The 25,979-nt window shown below is 67.9% G+C and carries 24 protein-coding genes; 10 read left to right on the forward strand and 14 right to left on the reverse strand.

Annotated features, from left to right (window positions below; genetic code table 11):
• Genes ACJMK0_RS12465 through ACJMK0_RS12505 form a run of 9 tightly spaced genes read right to left on the reverse strand, consistent with a single transcriptional unit; the run spans position 1 to position 7,418 of the window.
• Positions 1-1,701, reverse strand: coding sequence for a Na(+)/H(+) antiporter subunit D (locus tag ACJMK0_RS12465; protein WP_405238740.1), 1,701 nt, complete (start codon positions 1,699-1,701; stop codon positions 1-3).
• Positions 1,694-1,993, reverse strand: coding sequence for a hypothetical protein (locus ACJMK0_RS12470; RefSeq protein WP_405238741.1), 300 nt, complete (start codon positions 1,991-1,993; stop codon positions 1,694-1,696). Before ACJMK0_RS12470 ends, ACJMK0_RS12465 begins: the two co-directional genes overlap by 8 nt.
• On the reverse strand, positions 1,990-3,456 hold the full coding sequence (locus tag ACJMK0_RS12475) for a proton-conducting transporter transmembrane domain-containing protein (protein ID WP_405238742.1): 1,467 nt from the start codon (positions 3,454-3,456) through the stop codon (positions 1,990-1,992). The genes ACJMK0_RS12470 and ACJMK0_RS12475 overlap by 4 nt, the downstream gene beginning before the upstream one ends.
• Complete coding sequence (locus ACJMK0_RS12480; RefSeq protein ID WP_405238743.1) at positions 3,453-4,955, reverse strand: monovalent cation/H+ antiporter subunit D family protein; 1,503 nt, start codon at positions 4,953-4,955, stop codon at positions 3,453-3,455. The genes ACJMK0_RS12475 and ACJMK0_RS12480 overlap by 4 nt, the downstream gene beginning before the upstream one ends.
• Positions 4,952-5,311, reverse strand: a complete 360-nt coding sequence (locus ACJMK0_RS12485; protein ID WP_405238744.1) for a cation:proton antiporter subunit C — start codon at positions 5,309-5,311, stop codon at positions 4,952-4,954. Before ACJMK0_RS12485 ends, ACJMK0_RS12480 begins: the two co-directional genes overlap by 4 nt.
• Positions 5,311-6,297 carry a DUF4040 domain-containing protein gene (locus ACJMK0_RS12490; RefSeq protein ID WP_405239061.1) on the reverse strand — a complete coding sequence of 329 codons (987 nt, stop codon included), beginning with the start codon at positions 6,295-6,297 and terminating at the stop codon, positions 5,311-5,313. The genes ACJMK0_RS12485 and ACJMK0_RS12490 overlap by 1 nt, the downstream gene beginning before the upstream one ends.
• 5 nt (positions 6,298-6,302) lie before the next feature.
• Positions 6,303-6,638 carry a monovalent cation/H(+) antiporter subunit G gene (mnhG, locus tag ACJMK0_RS12495; protein ID WP_405238745.1) on the reverse strand — a complete coding sequence of 112 codons (336 nt, stop codon included), beginning with the start codon at positions 6,636-6,638 and terminating at the stop codon, positions 6,303-6,305.
• Positions 6,639-6,642: 4 nt separating this feature from the next.
• On the reverse strand, positions 6,643-6,918 hold the full coding sequence (locus tag ACJMK0_RS12500) for a monovalent cation/H+ antiporter complex subunit F (RefSeq protein WP_405220501.1): 276 nt from the start codon (positions 6,916-6,918) through the stop codon (positions 6,643-6,645).
• Positions 6,919-6,920: 2 nt separating this feature from the next.
• Entirely contained in the window at positions 6,921-7,418 is a 498-nt protein-coding gene (locus ACJMK0_RS12505) for a Na+/H+ antiporter subunit E (RefSeq protein WP_405238746.1), read from the reverse strand.
• Between the two features lie 327 nt (positions 7,419-7,745).
• Here ACJMK0_RS12505 and ACJMK0_RS12510 point away from each other — a divergent pair, with 327 nt between their 5' ends.
• The 5 genes from ACJMK0_RS12510 to ACJMK0_RS12530 all read left to right on the forward strand — a co-directional run bounded on the left by ACJMK0_RS12510 (position 7,746) and on the right by ACJMK0_RS12530 (position 14,175).
• On the forward strand, positions 7,746-8,543 hold the full coding sequence (locus ACJMK0_RS12510; protein ID WP_405239063.1) for an ion transporter: 798 nt from the start codon (positions 7,746-7,748) through the stop codon (positions 8,541-8,543).
• Positions 8,544-8,574: 31 nt separating this feature from the next.
• Positions 8,575-9,486, forward strand: coding sequence for a transcriptional activator NhaR (nhaR, locus tag ACJMK0_RS12515; RefSeq protein WP_405238747.1), 912 nt, complete (start codon positions 8,575-8,577; stop codon positions 9,484-9,486).
• A gap of 131 nt (positions 9,487-9,617) precedes the next feature.
• Positions 9,618-10,304, forward strand: a complete 687-nt coding sequence (locus ACJMK0_RS12520; protein WP_405238748.1) for a tellurite resistance TerB family protein — start codon at positions 9,618-9,620, stop codon at positions 10,302-10,304.
• A gap of 202 nt (positions 10,305-10,506) precedes the next feature.
• A complete protein-coding gene (locus ACJMK0_RS12525; protein ID WP_405238749.1) occupies positions 10,507-11,703 on the forward strand; it encodes an acetate/propionate family kinase in 1,197 nt (398 codons plus the stop codon).
• Between the two features lie 81 nt (positions 11,704-11,784).
• Positions 11,785-14,175 (forward strand): phosphoketolase family protein, encoded by a 2,391-nt coding sequence (locus tag ACJMK0_RS12530; protein WP_405238750.1) that lies wholly within the window; start codon positions 11,785-11,787, stop codon positions 14,173-14,175.
• A gap of 224 nt (positions 14,176-14,399) precedes the next feature.
• Here the strand turns inward: ACJMK0_RS12530 and ACJMK0_RS12535 are convergent, their stop codons facing one another.
• A complete protein-coding gene (locus ACJMK0_RS12535) occupies positions 14,400-14,609 on the reverse strand; it encodes a hypothetical protein (RefSeq protein WP_405238751.1) in 210 nt (69 codons plus the stop codon).
• 170 nt (positions 14,610-14,779) lie between these two features.
• Here ACJMK0_RS12535 and ACJMK0_RS12540 point away from each other — a divergent pair, with 170 nt between their 5' ends.
• Entirely contained in the window at positions 14,780-17,473 is a 2,694-nt protein-coding gene (locus tag ACJMK0_RS12540; protein WP_405238752.1) for a bifunctional acetate--CoA ligase family protein/GNAT family N-acetyltransferase, read from the forward strand.
• Positions 17,474-17,504: 31 nt separating this feature from the next.
• On the opposite strand, the gene ACJMK0_RS12545 is transcribed toward ACJMK0_RS12540, so the two are convergent.
• Positions 17,505-18,176 (reverse strand): response regulator, encoded by a 672-nt coding sequence (locus ACJMK0_RS12545; protein ID WP_405238753.1) that lies wholly within the window; start codon positions 18,174-18,176, stop codon positions 17,505-17,507.
• Positions 18,177-18,361: 185 nt separating this feature from the next.
• Between ACJMK0_RS12545 and ACJMK0_RS12550 the strand changes: the two genes are divergently transcribed.
• Positions 18,362-19,852: a sigma-54-dependent transcriptional regulator gene (locus ACJMK0_RS12550; protein WP_405238754.1), complete on the forward strand. Its 1,491-nt coding sequence runs from the start codon at positions 18,362-18,364 to the stop codon at positions 19,850-19,852.
• Between the two features lie 15 nt (positions 19,853-19,867).
• Here the strand turns inward: ACJMK0_RS12550 and ACJMK0_RS12555 are convergent, their stop codons facing one another.
• Complete coding sequence (locus ACJMK0_RS12555; RefSeq protein WP_405238755.1) at positions 19,868-20,788, reverse strand: ribonuclease HII; 921 nt, start codon at positions 20,786-20,788, stop codon at positions 19,868-19,870.
• 269 nt (positions 20,789-21,057) lie between these two features.
• Here ACJMK0_RS12555 and ACJMK0_RS12560 point away from each other — a divergent pair, with 269 nt between their 5' ends.
• Positions 21,058-22,389 carry an HAD family hydrolase gene (locus tag ACJMK0_RS12560; protein WP_405238756.1) on the forward strand — a complete coding sequence of 444 codons (1,332 nt, stop codon included), beginning with the start codon at positions 21,058-21,060 and terminating at the stop codon, positions 22,387-22,389.
• A gap of 12 nt (positions 22,390-22,401) precedes the next feature.
• Here the strand turns inward: ACJMK0_RS12560 and ACJMK0_RS12565 are convergent, their stop codons facing one another.
• Positions 22,402-23,124, reverse strand: a complete 723-nt coding sequence (locus tag ACJMK0_RS12565) for a Crp/Fnr family transcriptional regulator (protein ID WP_405238757.1) — start codon at positions 23,122-23,124, stop codon at positions 22,402-22,404.
• Positions 23,125-23,369: 245 nt separating this feature from the next.
• Here ACJMK0_RS12565 and ACJMK0_RS12570 point away from each other — a divergent pair, with 245 nt between their 5' ends.
• Positions 23,370-23,540 (forward strand): hypothetical protein, encoded by a 171-nt coding sequence (locus tag ACJMK0_RS12570; RefSeq protein WP_405238758.1) that lies wholly within the window; start codon positions 23,370-23,372, stop codon positions 23,538-23,540.
• A gap of 95 nt (positions 23,541-23,635) precedes the next feature.
• Positions 23,636-24,397, forward strand: coding sequence for a glutathione S-transferase N-terminal domain-containing protein (locus ACJMK0_RS12575; RefSeq protein ID WP_405238759.1), 762 nt, complete (start codon positions 23,636-23,638; stop codon positions 24,395-24,397).
• A 72-nt stretch (positions 24,398-24,469) separates the two neighbouring features.
• On the opposite strand, the gene ACJMK0_RS12580 is transcribed toward ACJMK0_RS12575, so the two are convergent.
• Positions 24,470-25,885, reverse strand: a complete 1,416-nt coding sequence (locus ACJMK0_RS12580; protein ID WP_405238760.1) for an FAD-binding protein — start codon at positions 25,883-25,885, stop codon at positions 24,470-24,472.
• Positions 25,886-25,979: the final 94 nt, after the last annotated feature.

A 25,979-nucleotide genomic window follows, 5' to 3' on the forward strand; every position in this document is an offset into this window, starting at 1 on the left:
TCAGAGCAGATAGACGACGACGTAGGCGATGAGCAGCACCGCGATCCAGAGCGCGGTCACGCCGATGGGCCAGGCCTGGGAGAAGACGCCCCGGTCCTCGCCGGACTCGCCGGCGCCGAGATGGCGCCGGCCCAGCCGGCCGATGTCGCCGCGGATACGTTCGACCGTCTCCCGCAGCAGGCCGCCGGCCTCGCCGGCCGCGGCGCCGATGCCGTAGGCGACGCGGTAAAACGCCACCCGCCAGACCCAGTCCGTATCCAGGCTGATGGTGCGGGTCCGCTGCATGAGCGGGAGCAGCAGGAAGAAGGCGAGACCCGAGAACAGCAGCAGCTGCAGGTAGAACAGTACCTTGCCCGGCTTGTAGGGCTCGTAGTCCACCGGGTAGGGCAGCAACTCGTAGAAAGGCTGGGGATACACGCCGAGGGCGACGCACAGCACCGCGAACAGCACCATCGCGGCCGCCATGTTCCAGGGCGCGTCCTTGGGCCGCAGGCCGGAGTCCTTCTGGAAGAACACGAACCAGGGGAACTTGATGCCGGCGTGGAGGAACACGCCGGCGGAAGCCGCAGCCAGCAGGTACCAGACCACCACCAGGTGCTCGCTGGCGGCCGCATCCGAGATCATCGACTTCGTCGTGAAGCCGGAAGTCAGCGGGAAGCTGGAGATTGCGAGCGCGCCGATGATGCCGCAGATCGTGGTCAGCGGCATGGTGCGGAACAACCCGCCCAGATCCGTGCACTTGCTCTTGCCGGTGCGATAGACGACCACGCCGGCGCTCATGAACAGCAGCGCCTTGTAGATGATGTGGGCGAAGGCATGAGCGGCAGCGCCGTTCAGCGCCATCTGGGTGCCGATGCCTACCGCGCAGACCATGAAGCCCACCTGGTTGACGATGGAGTAGGCGAGGATGCGCCGCGCGTCGTTCTCCAGCAGCGCATAGATGATGCCGTACATCACCATGTAGACCCCCACCCAGATCAGCACCGGCTCGCCGGGAAACAGGAGTATCAGCGCGAGCACGGCGGTCTTGGTGGTGAAGGCCGACAGGAACACCGATCCGGTCGGACTCGACTCCGGATAGGCGTCGGCCAGCCAGGCGGAAACCGGCGGCGCCGCCGCGTTGATGAGGATGCCGATCAGCATCATCCAGGTGTCGAAGTTGGTGGCGAGGACCGGCATGATGTCGATGGAGCCGGTATGCACCACCGTGCCCTCGATGCCGACCTTCAGAATCACGCCGCCGATCAGGTGCATGATCGCGTAGCGGATGCCCGCCGCCCGCGCCGCCGGCGTCCCGCCGGCCCAGACGATGACCGTGGAGAACAGCGCCATCAGCTCCCAGAACAGGAACAGCGTGATGAGGTCGCCGGCGAAGCTCACGCCGATTGCGCCGGCCGCATAGGCATTGGCGGCGGCGAGCTCGTACCAGCGTGCCTGACGGAAGGAGAACAGGCCGCCCGCGAACGCCATGATGGCGAAGATGGTCGCGAACAGGCGGCGGACGTCGCTGCCTTCCACCGGTTCGATCTGGTAATCCAGGAAGGGCACGGTGACGACGACGCCATCCGGCACCTGCCAGATGGCCCACAGCGTCGCCAGCGGCGCCAGCAGCACGATGGCCGAGCGCACGTGCCCCCGTGTCGGCCCGATCAGCAGGGCTGCGACGATCAGGATGACCGCGGGTGGCAGATACTCAGGCATCCCGGTCCTCCATGTCTTCGAGGTAGCCGCCCTTGAGGTAGTAATCCTCGTCGCGCTTCAGCGAGTAGCCGAGGGCCTTCGCCACCAGCACCATGGCCAGACAGGAGAAGAACCCGAAGACGGCGCCGAACGCGAGCCAGCCGTCCACCACGAAGTGTCCCTTCACCGGGATGAAGAACTGGGCGACCACGGTGAGTGCGAGCACCGCCCAGAAACCTCGCCACAACCGCCGGATGTTCTCCGGCCTGGCGAGCCAGTGATCGCGTTTGTCGTGTTCCGCTTGCCCGCTCATTGCCAAACCTCGATCAGCTGCCGTTCGAGCGCGATGACTGGCCCGTTGAAAAAGAAGAACAGGATCGTCAGCGCCGCGGTCACGGTCAGCGCCAGCACGGCGGGGAAGGGCGCCTCGCCGTGCTCCTTCGCGCCTTCCGGCTCCCTGCCGAACCAGGCCAGGTAGACGATCGGCAGGAAATAGAGCGCGTTCAGCGCCGTACTGGCGATCATCGTAAAGATGGCCACGTAGTTGTCGGCCTGGAAGGCGCCGGCCAGGATGTACCACTTGGAGACGAAGCCGCCCGTGGGCGGCACGCCGATCATGCTAAACGCGCCGATGGTGAAGGCCGCCGTGGTCCACGGCATGCGCCGGCCGATGCCCGCGAGCTGGAAGATCTCCGTCTTCTTGGACGCCGTGTAGATGGCGCCGGCCGCGAAGAACAGCGTGATCTTGCCGAAGGCGTGGGCCACCATGTGGATGGCCGCGCCGACCTCTGCCAGCGGCTTCAGGATATCCGCCGCCAGTACGACATAGGAGAGCTGGGAGACCGTGGAGTAGGCCAGCAGGCGCTTGATATTGGTCTGGCGCAGGGCCACGGCACTGGCGGCGACGATCGTGAAGGCGGCGGCATACAGCAGCCACTGGCCGCTCGGCTGGCCGAACAGGTAGTCGACGCCGAAGATATAGACGATCAGCTTGGTGATGGTGAACACGCCGGCCTTGACCACGGCGACGGCGTGCAGCAGCGCGCTGACCGGCGTCGGCGCCACCATCGCGGCGGGCAGCCAGCGGTGCACCGGCATCACGGCCGCCTTGCCGACGCCGAACACGAACAGGCCGAGCAGCAGCCCCAGCAGCGGACCGCCCAGCTTGCCCTCCAGGATGCCGCCCGGCGTGAAGTCCCCGGTGCCGGCCACCATGTAAGTCCAGATGATGGCCGGCAGGAACAGGCCGATCGAGGTCGTCAGCAGGATGCCGAGATACACGCGGGCCGAGCGGATCGTGGCGGCGTCGCCCTTGTGCGAGACCAGCGGATAGGTGGAGAGGGTCAGCAGCTCGTAGAAGAGGAACAGGGTGAACAGATTCGCGGCGAACGCCACGCCCATGGCGGCGGCGAGGGAGATGGCGAAGAAAGTATAGAAGCGGGTCTGATTCGCTTCGTTGTTGCCGCGCATGTAGCCGATCGAATAGACCGAGTTGACGATCCAGAGCCCGGACGCCAGCGCCGCGAACAGCATGCCGAGTGGCTCCACGCGGAAGGCGATCTCGATGCCGGGGACCACCTCGGCGACGCTCACCGCCGGCCGACCGCCGGCCATAATCTCCGGGATCAGGCTCCATACCACCACCGCCAGCAGCGTGGCGGTGACCAGCGTGACGGTTTCGCGCAGGTTCGCGTGCACGCGGCCGGCGAGCAGGATGCCCAGCGCACCGGCGACTGGCACGGCGAGGGCGGCCAGAATGGTGGCGGCGGCGCTCACCGCGCGTACCCCAGCAGGATATCGGCGCCCTGGCCGGCCAGCGCCAGCGGCACGTCGGGCGAGAGGCCGAAGAAGATGTTCGCCAGCGCCGCGAGCCAGGCTGCGGCCACCAGCACCACGGGCGCCTCACCCCGTCTCGTCTCCGTCGTGCCGGGGGCGGCCGGCTCCTCGAAATAGGCCGCCTCGACCACCCGCCAGATGTAGGCCAGTGCCATCAGGGAGCTTACGACGATGACCGCGGCCAGCGCGGGGCCGTAATCCTCGGTGGCTATCGCCGCCGAGAGCAGATACCACTTGCTCACGAATCCGGCCGTCCCCGGCACGCCGACCAGGCTCAGCCCGGCGAGCACGAAGGCGCCCATGGTCCAGGGCATGCGCTTGCCCGCGCCACGGATCTGCTCCAGCCGAACGCCCCCGCAGCCGGCGGCGAGTGCCGCCACCGCGAGGAACAGCGCGCCCTTCGCCAGGGCATGGTTGAACATGTGCAGGATGCCCGCCGTGATGCCGGTGGCGGTGAGCAAGCTGACGCCCAGGGTCATGTAGCCGATCTGCGCCACCGACGACCAGGCGAGCAGTCGCTTCAGGTTGCGCTCGAACAGGGCCACGCCCGAGGAGATCAGCAGGGCGAGGAGGGCGAGCGGCATGAGGAACAGCGCGAACTGCAGGCCGTGCTCGGCCAGATTCGGCTGGAACACCATGAAGTCGAAGCGGATCAGGACGTACAGCGAGACCTTGGTGGCGCAGGCCGCGAGGAAGGTCGTCACCATGTGCGGTGCGTAGGTGTAGGCGTTCGGCAGCCACAGATGCAGCGGGAACACCGCCGCCTTCAGCGCGAGGCCGGTCGTCACGAAGCCGGCGGCCACCAGCACCGGCCGCAGGTCGCTCACCTGTCCCACCCGCTCCGCCATGTCGGCCAGGTTCAGGGTGCCCGTCATCATATAAATGAGGCCGATGCCGATCAGGTAGAAGGTGGCACCGATCGTGCCCATCACCAGATACTTGAATACCGCCGGCAGCGCGCGCCGGTCCGGGCCGCCGGCCACGAGCACATAGCTCGCGAGCGAAGAGATCTCCATGAACACGAAGACGTTGAAGGCGTCGCCGGTCACGGCGATGCCGGCAAGGCCCGACAGGGCCAGGAGCCACGCGGCATAGAAGAGCGGCTGGCGCTCCTCCTCGATCTGGGAATCGATGCTGCGGGCGCCGGCGAGCAGCGCCATGCTGGAGGCGCCCGTGACCAGCAGCAGGATCAGCGCGTTGAACGAGTCCACCACCAGTTCGATGCCGAAAGGCGCGGGCCAGCTGCCCATCTCGTAGTGGGGCCGGCCGCCGGCGAGCACCGCCGCCGTCAGGCTCAGCGCTATGGCGAACGCACACAGGCTGGCGGCCGTCGTGGCGGCCCAGGCGAGCCGGCGCGGGCGCAGCAGCATCACCAGCGGCGCGGTCAGCATCGGCACTACGACCTGGAGTGCCGGGAGGTGCTGCTCCAGTGCGGTCACCGCCCCCCGAGCTCCCTGACGATGTCTTCCTCGACGGAGCCGAACTCCTCCTTGATGCGCACGATGATGCCGAGCCCGAGTGCCGCCGTGGAGATGCCAACCACGATGGCCGTCAGGATCAGCACCTCGGGCAGGGGATTCGAGTACAGGACGTCCTCATCACCGGGCTTCAGAATGGGGCCGGTACCGCCTTCGACCTTGGCCATGGTGATGTAGAGCAGGAACACGGCCGACTGCATCAGTGCGAGGCCGATGAGCTTCTTGAACAGGTTGCGCTTGGCGATGACCGCGTAGATGCCGCTCATCAGCAGCAGCGGGAACACCAGATAGTGATACAGCCCGAGGAACTCCATCATCAGAAGCGCTCCCGGGCGGCGAAGGCGTGGAAGATCGTGAGCAGCACGCCGGTGACCGTGATGCCGACCCCGGCCTCGATGATCAGCAGCCCCATCTGCTGGCCCTTGACCGGGTCGCTGGCCAGCACCGAGTAGTCGAGGAAATTGCCGCCGGCGAGCATGCCGGCGACGCCGACGGCGCCGTAGAGCAGGGCGCCGCCGGCGGTGAGACCGTTCAGGACCTTGCGCGGGATCAGCCGCAGGGCGCGCTCCTCGCCCTCGAGCAGCGCATAGAGAATGATGGACGACGCGATGATGGCGCCGGCCTGGAAGCCGCCGCCCGGGCTGTACTCGCCGTGGAACTGCACATACAGGCCGAACAGGAGAATGAAGGGGATGAAGAGCCGGCCGACGACGCGCGGGATCAGGTAGTGGCGCAGGCCGTTCTCGCCCGTGGCGATCATGCCCGTTCCTCCGGACTTGCGGGACGGGCGCACGCCCAGGATGAACATCACCCCGATGCCGGCGGTGAAGACGACGAACACCTCGCCCAGCGTGTCGTAGCCGCGGTAGCTGCCCAGCACGGCCGTGACGATATTCGGTATGTCGATGAACTCCGGCGTCCTCTCCAGGTAGAAGGGCGCCACGTGGACGTGCACCGGCGCGTCCGGATCGCCGTAGCTCGGCATGCCGAGGGTGGCATAGCCCAGCACCAGGGTGACGGCGATGAATATGCCGATGGCGACGGGCCGGTACGCCGACGGGCTGCGTTCCTGCTCGGCGGTGAGCGCGAGCGCTCCAAGGAAGAACACCGTCGCGACGCCGGCGCCCACGGCGGCCTCGGTCAGGGCGACGTCGGCGGCGTCCAGCAGGAAGAAATTGATGGCGATCAGCAGGCTGTAGATGCCGGTGAGCATCACGGAGACGAACAGGTTGCGGGTCTTGACCGCAGCCAGCGCCGTCACGACCAGCAGTGTCAGCAGAAACGCGCTGAAGATCTCCGTCATGAACATCAGGAGACGTCCTCCGCCTTTTCGTCGTCCCCTGCCTCGTCGAGCGTCTTCGTCCCGGCCAGCAGCGCCGCGCTGGCCAGGGCATTGGAGGCGGTGGGGCTGGTCAGCATCAGAAAGACGAGTATCGCGACCAGCTTGAAGGTGGCCAGCGAAAGGCCCGACTGCAGCATGACGCCGACCAGGATCAGCGGCGGCCCCATGCTGTCGGTCACGCTGGCAGCGTGCATGCGCGTGAACAGGTCGGGCATGCGCAGCACGCCGAGCCCGCCGATGAAGACGAACACGCCGCCGACGGACATGAGGACCCAGCTCGCGATGTCCAGCGCCAGTTCCATGGCGTCAGCCCTCGCCGCCGGCGGGCTGGCGGGAGGCCCGGTTGCGGAAGAACTCGAGCACCGCCAGCACGCCCGTGAAGTTGATCAGCGCGTAGGCCAGCGCCAGGTCCAGGAAGTCCGGGCGGTCGTACAGGAAGGCGATCACGGCCGTCAGCAGCACCGTCTTCGTGCCGAACATGTTCACGGCGAGCACCCGGTCATAGAGCGTGGGGCCCAGCAGCGCCCGTACGAGCGCGAGACCCATCGTCACGATGACGGCGATGCTGACCACGTAATACATGCTCAGCGCCTCCGCAGCGTAGCCACGCGCCGGTCCATCTCGCCGGCGAGCAGCGACTCCGCCCCCGCGCGGGTCAGGCTGTGCACCTTCAGCACGCCGTCGTGTACGTCGAGCGTCAGGGTGCCGGGGGTGACCGTGATGGAATTGCCGAGGATCGCCTGATCCATGGGATGGTCGGCGGTGGCACGGATCTCGATTACCTGCGGGTCCACCGGCAGGGAGGGCGTCAGCACGATGCGCGCGACCTCCAGGCTGGACAGAACCATCTCCCGCGCCAGCCAGAACAGGTATCCCACCATCGCGAAGCCGTAGCTGAGGGCATAGGCCTCGCGATGGAAATGGCCCATCCGGTAGACCAGAAAAATGGTGAGCAGACAGGAGAAAGCGCCGAGGCCGAGCAGCAGCGGCTTGTACAGCCCGGACCACAGCAACCAGGCCGCGACCAGGGCGACGAGCAGCAGTAGCTTCTCCGCGTTGGACGATGTGCGGCTGCTTTGCATGAGGAATGCTTCCCCGGGTCGAGTTAGTGCGTTGGTGTCGCGGGCGCCACCGTCGGCCCCGCGTCCCCCGTCCATGGCGACCGCAGAAGATACCGTTCCGGGCGCCCGGTTTCTAGCGCACGAGCGCCGGCCGGCCGCGTGCGGCCGGTCGGGACGTGTCTCGGCGCGCTCCGGAGGGAGGAGCGGCTCGGAGCATAAGGAAAAGGAAATATGAAAACAATATCTAGTCTTAAATAGCCGGAAAGAGTTAACCTGTCTCGCCGGCACCGGGACCGGCAATTTTCTGGAGTCACGCGCTTGGAGACACCCGACCACTGGCGAGGACGGATGGGCCGCTGGATCGAGAGCGGCTGGCCCCACTATCTGATCCTGGGCCTGATCGTGGCCAATGCGGTCACGCTCGGCCTCGAGACGTCGGATGCCGTCGTGGCCGAGGCGGGCGGCTGGCTGCGCGCTTTCAACGTCGTCGTACTCGCCGTCTTCACCGTCGAGATCCTGATCAAGCTGGTTGCCTTCGGGCCGCGTTTCTTCCGCAGCGGATGGAACGTGATGGACTTCCTGGTGGTCGCCATCTCGCTGGTGCCGGCCACCGGCCCACTGTCCATCCTGCGCAGTCTGCGCATCCTGCGGGTGCTGCGGTTGCTGTCGACCGTCCGCCGGCTGCGTCAGCTGACCGAGTCGCTGCTCTCGGCCATTCCCAGCATCGGCTGGATCACCTTCATGCTCGGTCTGGTCTTCTATGTGTTCGCGGTGATCGGCACCGAGCTCTTCGGCGAGCGCTTCCCCGACTGGTTCGGCAATGTGGGCGCCAGCATGTACACCCTGTTCCAGGTGATGACGCTCGAGAGCTGGTCGATGGGCATCGCCCGGCCGGTGATGGAGGCCTATCCCCACGCCTGGCTCTATTTCGTGCCTTTCATCCTGATCTCCGCGTTCACGATCCTAAATCTGTTCATCGGCATCATCGTCAACTCCATGCAGGCGCTGCACTGGGAGGAAGAGGAGAGTCGCCGCCAGGAGACCGAGGCGAAAGCCCACGCCGAGCGCGAAGAGATGCTGGACCTGATCCGCGAGACGGCCGAGAGGCTGGCTCGCATCGAACGGCGCCTCGGGCGCGAATCATAAGCAGGCGGGAGAACCCGTCCGGAGACCGGTCATGCGCCATCTGAACTACGGGCATCTTCAATATTTCTGGGTGGTGGCCCGCGAGGGCAGCATCGCCCGCGCGGCCGAGGTGCTGCACGTGACGCCGCAGACCATCAGCGGGCAGCTGAAATTGCTGGACGAGGCGGTGGGGGAGCGTCTGTTCCGCAAGGCGGGCCGGCGGCTGGTGCTCTCCCGGACCGGCCAGATGGTGTTCGAGTACGCCGACGAGATATTCAACCTGGGCGCGGAGCTCGCCCAGGTGGTGCGCGGCCGACGGCCCGACGTGCCCCGGCACCTGAACGTCGGCATCGTGGATTCCATCCCCAAGCTGGTGGCGTGCCGCATCATCGCGCCGGCCCTGGAGGCCGAAGACGCGCCCCGCATCCGTTGTCAGGAAGGCACGCTGGACCGCCTGCTGGGAGAACTGGCCGTCCATCGGCTGGACCTCGTGTTGTCGGATCAGCCGCTGCCCGCCGGTCTGAACGTCAAGGCGTACAGCTACGTGCTGGGGGAGAGCGGCACCTCGTTCTTCGTCAGCGAGGCCCTGTACGAGCGCTACCAGGGGGACTTCCCCGCGGTTCTCGACGGTGCCCCCGTGCTGCTGCCCAGCCAGGGCACCGCGCTGCGGCGCCGGCTGGAGGAATGGTTCGAGGCGAACGGTCTCGTGCCGGTCGTGGCCGCCGAATTCGACGACAGCGCCCTGCTGAAGGCCTTCGGCGAAGCCGGGGCAGGGGCCTTCGCAGGCCCGTCGGCCATCGCGGACGAGATCTGCCGCACCTACGGCGCCCGGGTCATCGGCGCGACGGAGGAGGTCAGGGAGCGCTTCTACGCCATCTCCCCGGAGCGGCGCCTGAAGCATGCGTCGGTGGTCGCCATCACGGAGGCGGCGCGGGAGCAGCTGTTCGGCGGCGGCGAACCTTAAGGTTCGGGAATACCTCCTCGTGGCGCGCCGATACTTCGGCCTGCCCGAAGTAATCCCCAAGCACAATCCGCTGGTCATCGGCGTCCGGCATGGGCAATCTGCAGGCTTAACCCCCGGCAAGGAGCATGCCCATGGACCTGAATCGAGCACTGGAAGGCCTGATGCGGAGCGGTATCGGCGGCAGCCTGGCGGCCGGACTCGCCGGCGGATTGGCCGCGAACGCGATCAGCGGCAAGAAGACCCGGAAGCTCGCGGGCTCCGCGCTGAAGATCGGCGGGGCCGTCGCCGTCGGCGGACTCGCCTGGAAGGCCTACCAGCGATATCGTGCGGCGGACGGCCGGACGGCGGCTGACGCTGCGCAGTCGAAGACCTGGGAAGGCCTGACGGAACGCGGCTTCCAGCCGGCGGAACCGGCCGCGTGCCGCCACCGGGACCTGCTGATCATCCGGGCGATGATTGCGGCGGCCCACGCGGACGGCCACCTGGACGAGAGCGAGCGTCGCCGTATCTTCGACCGCATCGACACGCTGGATCTGGATGCCGCCGAGAAGGGACTGCTGTTCGACGAACTGCGCCGGCCCCTCGGCGTGAGCGAACTCGCTGCCGCGGCCGGCACCCCCGAGCTGGCTGCCGAGGTATACGCCGCCGCACTGCTGGCCGTCGACGAGACCCAGGCGATCTCCCGCGCCTATCTGGCCGAACTCGCCGAGGCGCTGGCGCTGCCGACCGCGCTGGTGGTCGAGCTGCACCGCAGTGCCGGCCAGTCCATCCAGGCCCTCACCGAGGCTGCGGCCGGAGCGAATCACAGAGCTGCCTGATGCCCGCCTGGGCCGGGGCACGGTGTCCACGGCCGTGCCCCGGCCATTTTTTTCGTGTGAAGCCGTATCCGGGCACGTGCCCGATGCCGGGTGCCGGCAGCCGGTGACGCTCGTCGCCGCCGGTTCGTAGATTCACCTATTCCTTTACCGGCTTCGTTTGTCGAATGCTGGCGACCGGCGCAGCCACCGTCCGACGATCACCATGAGCATTCTCGTACTGAACAGCGGCAGTTCCTCCATCAAGATCGCCCTGTTCGATGCCGGGACCCTGGCGCGGATCGGAAGAGGGGCCTTCGAGCGCATCGGGACCGGCGACACGACGTTCTCCTGGCGCACGGACGAGGCCCGTGCGGCGCCCGACGCACACGACGCGCGTTTGCCGATGGCGGATCATCGCCGCTGCCTCGAATACCTGTTCGACGCGTTGCCGGAGATCGCGCCGGGGGCGGAACCGACCGCGATCGGTCACCGCGTCGTACATGGCGGTGACCGCTTTGCCGCAGCCGTGCGGGTCGACGCTGCCGTGCTCGCGACCATCGAGCAGACCGGTGTGCTCGCGCCGGTGCACAATCCCCTCAACCGGCTGGGTATGGAGGTGGCCGGACAGCGCTACCCGGATACCCCGCAGGTCGCCGTATTCGACACCGCCTTCCACCAGACCATACCGCCCATGGCCTGGCACTATGCGCTTCCGCAGCGGATCGCCGCTGACCGGGGCATCCGCCGCTACGGTTTTCACGGCACCTCCCACCAGTTTCTCGCGCGCAGGGCTGCCGACATCCTCGGCAGAGCGCTCGGCGAGACCAGGCTCATCACCCTGCACCTCGGCAACGGCGCCAGTGCGGCGGCGGTGCGGGGCGGAACAAGCGTCGATACGTCGATGGGGATGACACCGCTCGAGGGTCTCGTCATGGGCACCCGCTGCGGCGATCTCGATCCGTCCGTGGTGACGTATCTGCAGCGCGAAGCCGGGATGAGCGCGGCGGAGGTCGACGAACTGCTGAACGGCGAAAGCGGTCTGCGCGGCCTCGCCGGCGTCAACGACATGCGGGAAATCCACCGCCTGCGTGCGGCGGGTCACGAGGGAGCGCAGCTGGCGTTCGAGGTCTTCTGCTACCGGGTGAAGAAATACATCGGCGCCTATCTCGCGGTGCTCGGCGGGGCAGACGCCATCGTCTTCTCGGGCGGCATCGGCGAGAATGACGCCGCCGTGCGCCAGCAGTGCATTGCGGGGCTCGAGGGTCTCGGCATCGTCGTGGATCCGGTCCGCAACCGGCAGGCCGGCGACGGCGGCGCCATGCACGAGGACGGCGCGTCGGTGGCGCTGCTGGTGATCCAGTCCGACGAAGAGGCGGAGATCGCCAGAGAGACGCTAAGGACGCTCGCGTCCGGGAAATAGACGATGGCGCTTGCGCCCGGGAAATAGGCGAGGACGCTTGCGTCCGCACAACCAGATAACGAGACCGGCAGGAGGTCAGGGATGAACAAACAGACGAACGAAGCGAACACCGCGGTCATCGACGAGCAGGAACTGCAATCCATCGATGCCTTCTGGCGCGCCTGCAATTACCTCGCCGCCGGCATGATCTATCTCCGCGACAATCCGCTGCTGCGCGAGCCGCTGCGGCCGGAACACATCAAGAATCGCCTGCTGGGCCACTGGGGAGCGAGCCCCGGCCTGTCGCTGATGTACGCGCATCTCAACCGCCTGATACGGCATCACGACCTCGAGGCGATCTTCCTCGCCGGGCCGGGCCACGGCGCGCCCGGTGTCCTGGCCCCCGTCTACCTGGAGGGCACCTATTCGGAGATCTATCCGGACAAGAGCCAGGACGAGGAGGGGATGCGCCGGTTCATGAAGCAGTTCTCCTTTCCCGGCGGCGTCGGCAGCCACTGCACACCGGAGACGCCCGGTTCCATCCACGAGGGCGGTGAACTCGGCTACAGCCTGTCACACGCCTTCGGCGCCGCGTTCGACAACCCGGAGCTGCTGGTGGCGGTGGCCGTCGGCGACGGCGAAGCGGAGACCGGACCGCTGGCGACGGCCTGGCATTCCGGCAAATTCCTGAATCCCGTAACCGACGGGGCGGTGCTGCCCATCCTTCATCTGAACGGCTACAAGATCAACAATCCGACGATCCTGGCGCGCATCCCCGAGGAGGAACTCGCCAGTCTGTTCCGCGGTTACGGCTGGGTGCCGCATTTCGTGACCGGAGACGACCCGCTCGACGTCCACCGCCAGATGGCGGCCACACTGGAGGATTGCCTCGGCGAGATACGCGCCATCCAGAGCGAGGCCCGCGAGAGCGGCCGCGCCAGGCGCGGGCACTGGCCCATGATCGTCCTGCGCACGCCCAAGGGCTGGACCGGCCCGGAGAGCGTGGACGGTCACCGAGTGGAAGGCTACTGGCGTGCGCACCAGGTGCCGATCCCGGGCGTGCGGGACAACCCGGAGCGGCTGCGCCAGCTCGAGGAGTGGCTGCGCAGCTACCGGCCCGAGGAGTTGTTCGACGAGAGCGGCGCGCCGCGTGCGGAGCTGCAGGCCCTGGTGCCTGTCGGTAACCGGCGGATGAGCGCCAATCCGATCGCCAACGGCGGCCTGGTGAGGCGCTCGCTGCGGATGCCCGATTTCCGCCAGTTCGGCCTCGGCGTCGAGCGTCCGGCGGTCTCAGTGGCGGAGAACACCCGTCCGCTGGGGCGATTCCTGGGCGAGGTGATGCGTCGCAACGGGCGCAGTTTCCGGGTCTTCGGTCCGGACGAGAACAGCTCCAACAAGCTCGATGCCATCTACGAGGTCAGCAAGAAGCTGTGGCTCGCCGACTACCTGCCGGAGGACGAGGACGGCGGCGAGCTGTCACCGGACGGCCGCGTCATGGAGATGCTGTCCGAGCATACGCTGGAGGGCTGGTACGAGGGTTACGTGCTTACCGGACGCCACGGTTTCTTCTCGACCTACGAGGCCTTCGTCCACGTCATAGACTCCATGTACAACCAGCATGCGAAATGGCTCGCCATCAGCCGCGAGATCCCTTGGCGGGCACCCGTCTCGTCGGTGAATCTGCTGATCACCTCCACGGTGTGGCGTCAGGACCACAACGGTTTCACCCACCAGGACCCGGGCTTCCTCGACGTCGTGGTGAACAAGAACCCGGAGGTGACCCGCATCTACCTGCCGCCGGACGTGAATACGCTGCTCTCGGTCGCCGATCACTGCCTGCGCAGCACCGACAACATCAACGTCATCGTCGCCGACAAGCAGCAGCATCTGCAGTACATGGACATGGACGAGGCCATCCGCCATTGCACCAAGGGGATCGGCATCTGGGACTGGGCCAGCAACGACCAGGGCAGTGAGCCCGACGTCGTGATCGCCGGGTGCGGCGACATCCCGACGCGGGAGGCGCTGGCCGCCACCGCGCTGCTCAGGGAGAGTTTCCCGGACCTGAAGATCCGCTTCATCAACGTGGTGGATCTGTTCCGGATGCAGCCCGATACCGAACACCCCCATGGCATGTCCGATCGGGACTTCGACAGCCTGTTCACGGTGGACCGCCCGATCGTATTCAACTTCCACGGCTATCCCTGGCTGATACACCGGCTGGCGTATCGCCGTACCAACCACCGCAATCTCCACGTCCGCGGCTACAAGGAGAAAGGCAACATCAATACGCCGCTGGAACTGGCGATCGAGAACGAGATCGACCGCTTCAGCCTCGCCATCGACGTGATCGACCGCCTGCCGCAGCTGCACGTGGCAGGCGCCCACGTGAAGGACAAGCTCCGCGACCGGAAGATCGACTGCCGCCAGTACGCCTACGAGCACGGCGTCGATGCGCCGGATCTCCAGCAATGGACCTGGCCGTTCTCGTAAGCGGGCAAGCAGGGACCGGCGGATGCAGATCTGTGAGAAAACGAATTAGAAAGAGATCGTTATTAATTGATTAAACGAGGATTCGTGAGCCTCCGGGCATCCCTGGATTATGTTGGCATGAACAGTGGTTCAGTCGGGTCCGGCCTGGCGTCCTTCCTTACCGATAGTCATTATTTAACATAATATACATTATGCGCGGTCATGCCAGGGATCGGCACAGACCCTCAATAGCGGAATCCCGCCTCCCCGAAGTCCGGACAGGCCTCCACCCGCCGTGGATCCGCAGCCTCGTCCCGGCTGTCCCTCAGCCAGACCGACACCCTTACGAACAGCTTCTCGGTGCGCGACATCGCCGGGGCACCGGCCGGGGTTTCCTGCGGCGCCTCCGCCGGATGGTCGATTCCCCGGCTGCCGGGTGTCTCCTGGGTTTCCAATCGCCTGCTCCTGATGATGGCACGCCTTGCCCCCGTGGCAGGCGGTTGCCGGCGGCATTCTACCGGATGGCCTCAGCGCCCGGCCTCGGCAGCGTCGGCGATGCGGCGGCCGCGGATTCCGGTTACCCTCTGCGCTCCGCCTCCCATCCACACCCTGAAGGACGCAACTGATGGCACGCCGCGGCGCCACCACGGCCGAGATCTCACCCCTGTTCGAACCCCGCTCGGTCGCCCTCATCGGGGCCAGCGAGCGGCCCGGCTCGCTCGGTACGGTAACCTACCGGAATCTGCTGGAAGGCGGTTTCGAGGGCCCCATCCACGCCGTGAATCCGGCCCACGAATCGGTCCAGGGGCATGCCTGCGTGGCCAGCGTCCTGGACATCGAGGGCGACGTGGACCTGGCGGTCATCGTGACCCCCGCCGCCGCCGTGCCCGGCGTGCTGGAGGAATGCGGCCAGGCCGGCGTCCCGGTGGCGGTGATCCTCTCGGCCGGTTTCCGCGAGGCGGGCCCGGAGGGACGGCAGCTGGAGGCCGACGCGCTGGCCGCGGCGCGGCGCCACGGAATCCGCTTCATCGGCCCCAACTGTCTCGGCGTCCTGCGCCCCGATGCCGGGCTGAACGCGAGTTTCAGCCAGGTCATGGCCCGGGAGGGCCATATCGCGCTGGTCTCCCAGTCCGGGGCGCTGTGCACCGCCCTCCTCGACTGGGCCGGACCGCGCAATATCGGTTTCTCCTGCGTGGTCTCCAGCGGCACGGCGGCAGACGTGGATTTCGGCGAGATCCTCGACTACCTGGCGGTGGACCCGGCGACCCGCGCGATCATGCTCTACGTGGAGGGCATCCACGACGCGCGCCGTTTCATGAGCGCCGTGCGTGCCGCTTCCCGGGCCAAGCCGGTGATCGTGATGAAAGCGGGACGCCACGCCGATGCCGGCCAGGCCGCCATCTCCCACACCGGCGCCATGGTCGGCTCCGACGACGTCTTCGATGCCGCGGTCAGCCGCGCCGGCGTGGTGCGGGTGCACAACTACGTGGATTTCTTCGCCGTGGCCGAGACCCTGCACTTCGGCGTGCGCACCCGCGGGCCGCGGCTCGCCATCATCACCAATGGTGGCGGCCCCGGCGTCATGGCGGCGGATTTCCTCGCCGACAAGCGCCTGCCCCTGGCGCAGCTGTCGGCAGAGACCCGGGAAAAGCTCGACGGCGCCCTCCCCCGCGCCTGGTCCGGCGGCAATCCGGTCGACGTGCTGGGCGACGCCGGTGCCGACCGCTACGCCAAGGCGCTCGAGTTCGTGCTGGAGGAAGACGGCTGCGACGGCGTGCTGGCCATCCTCGTCCCGCAGGCGATGACCCAGCCGGAACCCGTGGCCGAGGCAGTGGCGGACATCGTGACAAAGGCGAAGAAGCCCGTGCTGACCTGCTGGATGGGCGGGCGCTCGATGGAGCCCAGCCGGGAGACTTTCCGCGCCCGCGGCATCGCCACCTACGCGACGCCCGAGGCGGCTGTCGAGGCGTTCTCGGCGGCCGCCGCCCACCGGGCCAACCAGGAGATGCTGCTGCAGGTGCCGGAGCCGCTCGGACGGCGGGAGACGCCGGACCGGGAGGGCGCGCGGCTGATCATCGACGCCGCCCTCGCCGAGGGCCGCCGGGTGCTGGATGTGATCGAATCGAAGGCCCTGCTGAGGACCTTCGGCATCCCGATACTCGAGAGCGTGCCCGCCGCGAGTGCGCGCGAGGCACTCACCCTGGGCGAGCAGCTCGGATTCCCGCTGGTGATGAAGATCCACTCGCCCGACATCTCGCACAAGTCGGACGTGGACGGGGTGCGGCTGGGTATCGCCAACGGCGCCGAGCTGGGCACCGCCTATCGGGAGCTCGTGCGCTCGGTAGGCGAGCGCATGCCCGATGCGCGCATCGGCGGCGTGCTGCTGGAGCGCATGTGGCGGCCCCGGAACGGCCGGGAGATCATGCTGGGCGTGATGAACGACCCGGTGTTCGGCCCCGCGATCACGGTGGGCCTGGGCGGGACGCTGGTGGAGGTGATCCGCGACCGGGCGGTGGGCCTGCCGCCGCTGAACCGCTTCCTGGTACGGCGCATGATCGAGGAGACCCGGGCGTCGCGCTACCTGGACGAGTTCCGCGGCAAGCCGCCGGCCAATCGGCGGGCACTGGAAGACGTGATCCTGCGCCTCTCGGACATGGTCTGCGAACTCCCCTGGATCGAGGAACTCGACATCAACCCGCTGGTGGTCAACGAGAACAAGGCCATCGCGCTCGATGCCCGGGTGGTATTGCGCGAGAGCCGCGCCTCCGCGCGGGAATACGGTCACATGGCCATCCACCCCTACCCCAGCGGCCTGGTCGGGGAGCACGTGCTGCGCGACGGCACGCCGCTGGTGATCCGGCCCATCCGGCCGGAGGACGCGCGGCTGGAGCAGGCATTCGTCAGCAGCCTGTCGGAGCGCTCGAAGTACCTGCGCTTCATGTACGCCATGAAAGAACTCACGCCGGCGATGCTCTCGCGTTTCACCCAGATCGACTACGACCGGGAGATGGCGCTGATCGCGCTCGCCGACGTCGACGGCGCCGAGCGGCAGGTCGGCGTGGCCCGCTACGTGACCTACCTGGACGGCCGGGGCTGCGAGTTCTCCATCGTCGTCTCCGACGAGTGGCAGAACCGGGGCCTCGCCACCGAGCTCCTGCGGCGCCTGATCGATATCGCGCGGGAGCGGCGCCTGGAGGAGATGGACGGCGTGGTGCTGCGCGAGAACCGGGGCATGCTGGCGCTGGCGAAGGACCTCGGCTTCCGGCGCCGCACCTCGCCGGACGACCCGGAGATCGTGTACATTACCCTGTCGCTGTGAGCGGGGACCGCGGCGCCGTGGCCCGCTGACGCTAGTCGTCGACTCGCGTCAGTCCTTCCCGGATGGCGTAGCGGGTCAGCTCCACCACGTTGTGCAGGTCCAGCTTGCGCATGATGTTGCGCCGATGGGTCTCCACGGTATTGGGCGCGATGTGCAGCTTCCCGGCGATTTCCGCCGACGTGAGACCCTCCGCCAGCAGCTGCAGCACCTCGCGTTCCCGGTCGCCGAGGACATCCCAGGCCGAGCCCCTCGGCGCCTCCGTATCCTGGATGATCTCGGCCGCCTTGCCCGCGGCGCCGGGGCAGAGATAGGTGGAGCCGCGGCTCACGGCGTCCATCGCCCGGCGCAGCTCCGTATAGGCGTTCTCCTTGAGCACGTAGCCCGATGCCCCGGCCCGGAGCATCTCGGCCATCAGGCGGCTGTCGTTATGGCTGGACAGGGCGATCACACGCACGCTCGCATGCCGCTCCCGGAGGCGCCGCGTGGCCTCCACGCCGTTCAGATCCTCCATGGCGACGTCCATGACGACGATGTCCGGCACCGCCTCAAGACACAACTCCAGCACTTCGAGCCCGCTGCACGCCTCGCCGGTGATCTCGATGCCGTCTTCCCGCGTCAGTATCGAGCGGAGACCCTCCCGCATCAGCGCATGGTCGTCCGCGATCAGGACCTTGATGCCCAATCCCTCGTCCCTCGCTGCCAAACGTATGAGTATCCCCCACCCGCGGGCGGAATACATCCGAGGATACCCTCACCTTCCGGGCGCTCGTGAGCGGGCCGCGCGCTTGACAAATCGCAATGCCCGCCGGTGCGCGTCATGACAGGTTCGCAGGCATAGCCGCGTGGCAGCGCGGCATTCACTGGGCACCATTGATGGGAAAGGGGATCATGAATCGATCGAATCGATCGCGCCGCAGCGATGACGCTCGCCGCAACGGCAACGTAACGTCGGCCGTGGAAGATCTCGCGGCGGCCGAGCTTCCTGCGAACGAGAGCGATGCCGGGGTTCCCTCCCGCGGCTTGAAGCGGCCGCGCGCGCTGATCGTCGACGACGACAAGGACCACAGCGGTGCGCTGCAGGAAGTGCTGGCCCGCGAGGGTTTCGATGCAGAGCGTTGCCACTCCTGTGCCGACGCCGCCGGCGAACTGACCGGCCCTTCGCCGCAGGTGGCATTCCTGGCGCTGGACATCGGTGACGGCGACGTACTCGAGCTGCTCGATCTGCCCGGCCTGGAGGCCTGCGACGAGATCGTGCTGATGCACGAGCAGGACCGGCCCCGTCGTATCCGCGCAGGCATGTCCCGCGGCGCCGGCTACTTCCTCGCCAAGCCGTTCGACGAGGCGTTCCTGACCGATCTGCTGCGGCAGATGGTCGACTGGCCCCGGCGCGAGCGCCGCCAGGCGGCGAAGGCCGTCGCCGTTCCCCCGCTCGACCAGTTCGGGGACCTGCGCGGCAGCTCCGGGATCATGCGCGAGCTGTTCTGCCTGCTGCGCAAGGTGGCCGCGGTCGAAACCTCGGTACTCGTAACCGGAGAGAGTGGCACGGGGAAAGACCTGGCCGCACGCACGATCCACCGCTTCAGCGACCGGGCGGATGGGCCATTCGTCGCCAAGAACTGCGCGGCGATACCGCCCGAACTCTGCGAGAGCGAGCTGTTCGGGCACGAGAAGGGCAGCTTCAGCGGCGCCAGCCATTGTCACCACGGGCTGTTCGAGCAGGCCCACGGCGGCACGCTCTTCCTGGACGAGATCACCGAGATGCAGCCCGAACATCAGGTGAAGCTGCTCCGGGTGCTCGAGAGCGCGACCTTGCGCCGCGTGGGCGGCGAGAGAGACCTGAGCGCCGACGTGCGGATCATCGCCGCCAGCAACCGGGAGCCGGACGAGGCAATCGCCGACGGCAGGCTGCGCGAGGATCTCTACTACCGGATCGCCCGCTTCCCCATCGCCATGCCGCCGCTGCGAGAGCGTGGAGAAGACGTCGAGGGGCTGGCGCGCTACTTCCTGCAGCGGCTGAACGAGCGCGAGGGTTGCTCGAAGACCCTCGGCCGCGATGCGCTCGGCACCCTCGCCGACTACCCCTTCCCGGGCAATGTTCGCGAGCTGCAGAGCCTGGTCGAGCGCGCCTTCCTGCTCTCCCCCGGCGAGATACGGGCCTGCCATCTGCCGCCCCTGACGGGCGAGCCGGCGGTGGCGGGGAACCACATCCGGGTGCGGGTCGGCTCGTCGGTGCAGGAGGCCGAGAAAGCCCTGATCCTGGCGACGCTGCAGAGCCACGGGAACGACAAGAGCGCCGCCGCGGAGACGCTCGGCATCAGCCTGCGTACCCTCTACAATCGTCTCAACAGCTACGCCGAGGAAGGCAACCGGGCGAGCTGACGCGTTTGCAGGTCCTCAGCCAAGCCGGGCGGCCAGTAATTCGGCTACGGCCGCGGCCGCGGGCGCGCTCAGCCTCTCGCCGTGGCAGGCGGCACAGGGACCGCCGCCCGGCACCGGCCGCCCCTCGGCCGCGTAGCCCACGGCCTGGAACGTCCAGTGGCCGCGCAGGTTCTTCAGCTGCCCGATGTGACAGCCTCTCGCATCGAACACGGCGTGCAGATCCTGACGGAGTTCCAGTAACTCCGGGCGCCGCGGCTCCGCGATGCCCTCGACCGCCTCGAAACGGAAACGCGCGACGCCGGGCCCGTCCGGGGCGAACAACGTGGTCAGCGGCGCGAAGCTGCGGCGGTGGTGCGGGGTCGGGCCCTGGCGCAGCAGGCCGAGGTAATGCTGGTCCGTGCCGTAACCCACGTTGGTCTCCCAGCCGTAGCCGGGGCACTCGGCCGCGAGTTCGCGCATCAGGCGGTCGCGGGCGACCTTTGCGATCACCGAGGCCGCGGCCACCGTCAGCGAACGCCGGTCGCCCTTGACGACGGTCCTGACCGTGCAGTCGAGCCGCGGTGCCGCCCGTCCGTCGACGATGGCCGCGTCCGGCGGCAGGCCCAGCGCTGCAACCGCCCGCTGCATGGCGAGAAGGTTCGCATGGTAGATGTTGAGGCGGTCGATCTCCTCGACGCTGGCCATGCCTACCGCAGCGTCACCCAGGCCGAGGATGATGTCCCGAAAGCGTTCCCGTTCGTAGGCGGTGAGGAGCTTGGAATCGGTCAGCCCGCGCAGCCGGCGCGGCTTGGCGCCGGGGGGCAGGACGACGGCGGCGGCGACCACCGGACCGGCGATGGGCGCGTAGCCCGCCTCGTCGATACCGCAGACACGGCCCTCGAACTCACGCTCGATATTCAGTGTCGGCCATTTCGGGAGGGGCGTGCGGGCAGGCATTCTGCCGGGAGGTTAACCGAATCCACGGGGACTGTCTCGCTCCAGCCTCCGCGCAGCATCGGCCCTTCACTCCGGCTCTCGCGCCCCTTGCGGATACCCCGTCGCCCCCTTCGGTGCGGAACCTGACCAGTATTGACGAAGCGCAATGCGGCCCTCCGGCGCGGCTCCGACACTTACTTGTGAAGCAAATCGGCGCGGCACGCCACCGCCATGCCGGGAGGTCCGGCGCTGCCCCCTGCGCCTGCCGTGAGAAACGGAAGGAGGGAGACTTGGAGCCCCGCACGGCCGAAAGCGGCGCATCACTGCGGACGGCCGGCTTCGCTGCAGTGATATTCGATCTGGATGCCGTATTGACCGGCGCCCGGATGCTCCATGCGTGGGCGTGGAAGAACGCCTTCGACCGGTTGTTTCACGTGACCGGGTCGGAGCACGGGCGTCCGTTCTCCATCGAGAGCGAATACGCCGCCTGCTGCCACGGCCGGCCGCGCCTGGACGCCGCGGCCGCGGTCCTCGCGGCGCGCGGCATCCGCCTGCCCCCGGGCACGCCGGACGACCTTCCGGGTACCGGAAGCATCCACGCGCTGGCAACACTGAAACACGACATCTTCCTCTCGCTGCTTGAGGCCCGGGGCATCGAGCAGGCGGGCTCCGCGCTGGGTCTCGTGGCGGAGTTCCGCCGGCGGGGACTGCGCACTGCCGTGGTGTCGGCGAGCAGGAACTGCATAGCGGTGCTGGCGGCAGCCGGGGCGCTGGAACTGTTCGACGCGAAGCTGGACGGAGGGGATGCGGCGCGGGGCTCCCTGTCGCCGAAGCCGGCGCCGGACTTCCTGATCGCCATGGCCCGTGAACTGGATGTTCCGGCCCGGCGATGCATCGCGGTGGAAGACTCCGCGGCCGGGATCAGGGCGGCCCGCAAGGCCGGGTGCGGCCGGGTGATCGCGCTCAACCGGGGCCGGCAGGAGCGAGCTGAAGCGCTGTCGCATCTGGGTGCCGACACCGTCCTCGATGACCGCTGGCTGCACGAACTCGAAATTGCAGCTGCAGCGCCGCTCGATCGTCCGGCACTGGAGGCGCTGGAAGCGCGTCTCGGAGACGCCGTCCCGGCCTTCTTCGTCGACTACGAGGGCACGCTGGCCTCGCAAGCGGGACTTCGGGCCGAGGATCCGCTGACCGGACTGCTGAAGCGGCTCCTCGCGCGGCTGGCCCGACGTTATCCGACGGCGGTGATCAGCGAATGCAATCTGGAGAACCTGCGCGGCGAGCTCGACGTGCCCGGCATCGTCTATGCCGCGAGTGACGGCCGGGAGGTGGAGTTGCCGGAGGGTCGACGCGTGCACCGGGCGGAGTCTGCGGCGGGTACGGCCTGGGACCGGGGCGAAGCGTTGCAGCGGCTGCTCGAAATACTGGGGGTGGCCGGGGACAGGTCCGTGGTCCCGGTCTACCTGGGAGACGACGTTCGGGACGAGGACGCGTTCGCAGCCATCGACGAGCGCGGTATCGGAATCTCGGTCGGACGCTCCCCGGAATCCACCATCGCTCCCTTCACACTGCCGGATCGGGAAGCAGTGTGCCGGTTACTGGCGTGGTTCAGCCGGCAATAAGCCGGCGCGAGATCAATCCCGAGCGAGCGAACGCAGTTTCTCCCGGTCGCAGCACAAGTGTTCGCCCTGCTCCGACGGCACCGGCTGCAGGACGCCGTCCCTCTTCAGCTCCGCGACGACACGGCTGACGCTCTCGGGCGTCACCCCGAGTGCCTCGCCCATGTCCTGGCAGGTGAGGAGTTCCACCTCGCCGTCCGGCAGGCCGTCCTCCACGCTCTCCAGATACAGGATCAGCCGTGCTACACGGCTTCTGATGCGGCCGGTGGAGAACTCGGTGATCCACACATCCGCCTGGCGGATGTGCCCGTGCAGCGACTCCAGCAGATCGATGTAGCGGTGCGGCCGTTCGTCACGCAGACGGCGCAGGTGGCTGGACGGCCAGCATTGAGCGTCCACGTGACCCAGTGTGACGGCGCTGTGGGGAGAGACGGCTTCGTTCCCGTCCATGACCGGCATGCCCAGAACGGAGCCGGGCCCGTAAAGGCCCACGATACGCGCGCGCCCGTTCGGCAGGTGCCGGACGAGCTTCACGAGACCGTCGTGAATGACGTACACGCTCGAGGCCCTGCTGCCCTGTCGGAGCAACGTGGTCTCAGGCCCGAAATGCCGGTCGGAGGACACCGAGACGGGACCGCCGTTGGGTCCCGCGGTCGGATCCGCGTACCCCGAGTCCTTCAGCAAGCGGTTCTCGGGGATCCTCTCCGTCGTATCGATGGTCTGCGTCATCCCGGACATTATCCAGCGTCCCCTTTGCAGCGATTCATCCTGATTCCGGCGACAGTCGATCCCCTCGCGGGAGATGTCTCCTGTCTCCGTATTCAGTGTGGCGGCAGACAGTGCTGCCACCAATACCGGAATCGGGGTATAGGCGTGTCGGGAAACGGTGACTGAGGCCGACGGCTGCGTCGCGCCGGCTGCCGGGCGGGCGCATTGAGAAACCGCAATGTGGGCCGCAGGAGGTACGCGCTACGGTCCGGCCGATGGAAATCAGCAACTACTACGTGCCCGTCGCCCTGATCCTGCCTGTCATCGCAATTCTGGGCATATTGTTCGTTACCCTCGGCATGAGTTTCGTCCTGCGCCGCCGGCGCAGCCGGGAACGGCCGCCGACCGGGGAACGGCGCAAGGACGAGGGCCAGGATTCGTCCTGAGCCGATCCGGCGGCGGCGCCCCCGTATTGCGTCCGCCGCGCCGCCCCCGCATCATCGCGTTGCACCGCCACCCTGCCACGACCGAGGGAGCCCCGATGATCCATCGCACGCTAGACGTCCTCTCCTCCACCGCCACCTCTTTCCTCCGCGGCTTCAACGGCATCCAGGCCCGCCCGGCGCTGGACAAGCCGGAGAAGATGCTGGAGCTCTACGAGTTCGAGGGCTGCCCTTTCTGTCGTCTGGTCCGGGAAGTGCTGACGGAGCTGGATCTGGACGCGGTCATCTACCCCTGCCCGAAGGGCAGCGAGCGCTTCCGGCCCGAAGTGCTCGCCCGGGGCGGCAAGGCGCAGTTCCCGTTCCTCGTGGACCCGAACACGGGTGCCAGCATGTACGAGTCAGCGGATATCATCGAATACCTGTTCGTCACCTACGGCCGGCGCGACGTGCCCCTGCGCTGGCAGGCGCAGAACCTGCAGAAGTTCTCGTCCACACTGGCCGGCATCCCGCGCTTCACTGCGGGCACCCGGGCACGCCCCTCCGCCAGCCGCCCGGAACGCCTGCTTGAGCTCTACAGCTTCGAGTCGAGCCCGTTCGCGCGTGTGGTCCGCGAGCGGCTGTGCGAACTGGAGATCCCCTACATCCTGCGCTCGGCAGGCCGCACGAAGGCGAGCGACTGGGTGCCACCCGTGGTTCGCGACGCGCTGGGCATGGAAGGCCAGCCGGAGCTCGAGAACCGACGAGCGCTGAAGTCCCGCGCCGGGCGCGTCTCCATCCCTTACCTGGTGGACCCGAACACCGATACCGAGCTGGCCGAGTCCGGCGACATCGTGGACTACCTCGACCGCACCTACGGCTGACGCGCGGCGCCACGTCGCCCCTGGGCCATCCGAGGCCCATCCCAGGACCGACCCGGGCCCGCCCCGGCCGTCCTACAGGAAGAACTGGGCCAGGTAGGGGTTCAGCAAGCGGCCGTCCGGGTCGAGCCGCCGGCGCATCTTGCGGAAGAACTCGAGCCGGCTGCCCAGCGAGGCGGCCACCTGGCCGGACGACAGCCCGTCCGTCTGGTCGAGGAACGGGATGCCGTTCCACTTCTCGGCGAAATCGGCGAACTCGAGCACGAAGTCCTGCCATTGCGGACGGGGCGTGCTCACCGCCCGCAGTACGAACACCGGTCCGTCGAACGAGGGCGAAAGCAACGCGCTGCGGTCCTGGGCGAGGCGGTAGCCGACGGTGGGCATGTCGCAACGGAAACGGGTGCGGGCGTAGTAGTCGCGGCAGAATTCCCGATAGGCCTGCACGATCAGCGGGAACTCGGCCGCCGGGAAGCACCAGCTGGAACAGGCGAGCCGGCGGCCGCCCCGGGACCCCGCACGGTCCCCGCCCTGCTCCACCGCCGCGCTGCCGGCGTGGACGGGGGCGCTGAACAGCGTCTGACCCGCCCCGTTGATACGGTCGATCATGCCGTAGCGCAGCGCGGGTATCGGTACGATCCAGGACATGGAGCTGGTCATCGCCGGCAGGATCGTGCTCTCGCCCCAGTCCTTGATCTTCCACAGCAGGCGGTTGACGTGGGTATCTTCGTCGCCGTTGCGCCGGAGCTCGAGATATACCTGATCGCGGAACGGCAGGAGGTAGAAGCGCAGGCCCAGCTTCGAGCCCAGCAGCCGGTCGGTGACGGCGGCGAGCTCGGCGGTGCTGCAGCGGCGCCGCCGGATGGTGAAGGGGCTCATGGGCCGCACCCGCAGCGTCACCTCGTGGATGACGCCGAGCAGGCCGTAGCTCAGCCGGAACATGTCGAGCAGGTGGGGACGGGACGCATCGACGGTGAGTTCGCCGCCCTCGGGGGTGACCACCTTCATGCTGACGACCTGACTCGAGAACAGGCGGGTCCCCACGCCGGTGCCGGGACCGATGCAGGCGCCCGCCACCGCTCCGCCGACCGTTCGGCCCATCAGGTCGTGGCCGCCGGCGAGTTCGAGCCCGTAGCCCGCCAGCTCGTCCGCGAGGCGCTGCAGCCTGAGCCCGGCTTGCACGGTGACATGCTCGTCGCCGACCTCGAGGACCCGATCGAGGGCCGTCATATCGATCACCGTGCCCCCTTCTGCGGCCGAACAGGGAGTCGATGCGCTGCCGGCGCCCATCGGGCGGAGCGGTGCCGGGATGCCCGAGCCCGTCTGCAGCAGGTCCCGCAGTGCCTCCGGACTCTCCGGCCTGGCCACCGGTAGCGCGGGCGTGCGGCGTCCGGGGCGCCGTGGCGTGCTTTGTCGAACGTCGCCGTGGCCATTGCCATGGATATCGCCGTGGATCCAGTCGCGGACCCGGTCGTGGCTGACTGCATCTCTCATCGGTTTCGTTCCTCCGCGGGACGGGTCCCGCCAACGAATTGCGGCACGTGGCTGGTCACCGGTCCCGGTGCGGGAATGAGCGGAGGATGGCCCG

It is taken from the genome of Lentisalinibacter orientalis (assembly GCF_040706535.1).
GTDB classification, from domain to species: domain Bacteria; phylum Pseudomonadota; class Gammaproteobacteria; order Steroidobacterales; family Woeseiaceae; genus Lentisalinibacter; species Lentisalinibacter orientalis.

What these genes read in the sequence shown, in the direction of transcription:
- ACJMK0_RS12530 (WP_405238750.1), top strand. Translation starts at nt 11,785, where the DNA reads ATGAACAAACAGACGAACGAAGCGAACACCGCGGTCATCGACGAGCAG.
- nhaR (WP_405238747.1), top strand. Translation starts at nt 8,575, where the DNA reads ATGCGCCATCTGAACTACGGGCATCTTCAATATTTCTGGGTGGTGGCC.
- ACJMK0_RS12550 (WP_405238754.1), top strand. Translation starts at nt 18,362, where the DNA reads ATGAATCGATCGAATCGATCGCGCCGCAGCGATGACGCTCGCCGCAAC.
- ACJMK0_RS12470 (WP_405238741.1), bottom strand. Translation starts at nt 1,993, where the DNA reads ATGAGCGGGCAAGCGGAACACGACAAACGCGATCACTGGCTCGCCAGG.
- ACJMK0_RS12490 (WP_405239061.1), bottom strand. Translation starts at nt 6,297, where the DNA reads ATGACGGAGATCTTCAGCGCGTTTCTGCTGACACTGCTGGTCGTGACG.
- ACJMK0_RS12500 (WP_405220501.1), bottom strand. Translation starts at nt 6,918, where the DNA reads ATGTATTACGTGGTCAGCATCGCCGTCATCGTGACGATGGGTCTCGCG.
- ACJMK0_RS12580 (WP_405238760.1), bottom strand. Translation starts at nt 25,885, where the DNA reads ATGAGAGATGCAGTCAGCCACGACCGGGTCCGCGACTGGATCCACGGC.
- ACJMK0_RS12485 (WP_405238744.1), bottom strand. Translation starts at nt 5,311, where the DNA reads ATGATGGAGTTCCTCGGGCTGTATCACTATCTGGTGTTCCCGCTGCTG.
- ACJMK0_RS12510 (WP_405239063.1), top strand. Translation starts at nt 7,746, where the DNA reads ATGGGCCGCTGGATCGAGAGCGGCTGGCCCCACTATCTGATCCTGGGC.
- ACJMK0_RS12570 (WP_405238758.1), top strand. Translation starts at nt 23,370, where the DNA reads ATGGAAATCAGCAACTACTACGTGCCCGTCGCCCTGATCCTGCCTGTC.
- ACJMK0_RS12505 (WP_405238746.1), bottom strand. Translation starts at nt 7,418, where the DNA reads ATGCAAAGCAGCCGCACATCGTCCAACGCGGAGAAGCTACTGCTGCTC.
- ACJMK0_RS12465 (WP_405238740.1), bottom strand. Translation starts at nt 1,701, where the DNA reads ATGCCTGAGTATCTGCCACCCGCGGTCATCCTGATCGTCGCAGCCCTG.
- ACJMK0_RS12575 (WP_405238759.1), top strand. Translation starts at nt 23,636, where the DNA reads ATGATCCATCGCACGCTAGACGTCCTCTCCTCCACCGCCACCTCTTTC.
- ACJMK0_RS12555 (WP_405238755.1), bottom strand. Translation starts at nt 20,788, where the DNA reads ATGCCTGCCCGCACGCCCCTCCCGAAATGGCCGACACTGAATATCGAG.
- ACJMK0_RS12540 (WP_405238752.1), top strand. Translation starts at nt 14,780, where the DNA reads ATGGCACGCCGCGGCGCCACCACGGCCGAGATCTCACCCCTGTTCGAA.
- mnhG (WP_405238745.1), bottom strand. Translation starts at nt 6,638, where the DNA reads ATGGAACTGGCGCTGGACATCGCGAGCTGGGTCCTCATGTCCGTCGGC.
- ACJMK0_RS12565 (WP_405238757.1), bottom strand. Translation starts at nt 23,124, where the DNA reads ATGTCCGGGATGACGCAGACCATCGATACGACGGAGAGGATCCCCGAG.
- ACJMK0_RS12525 (WP_405238749.1), top strand. Translation starts at nt 10,507, where the DNA reads ATGAGCATTCTCGTACTGAACAGCGGCAGTTCCTCCATCAAGATCGCC.
- ACJMK0_RS12520 (WP_405238748.1), top strand. Translation starts at nt 9,618, where the DNA reads ATGGACCTGAATCGAGCACTGGAAGGCCTGATGCGGAGCGGTATCGGC.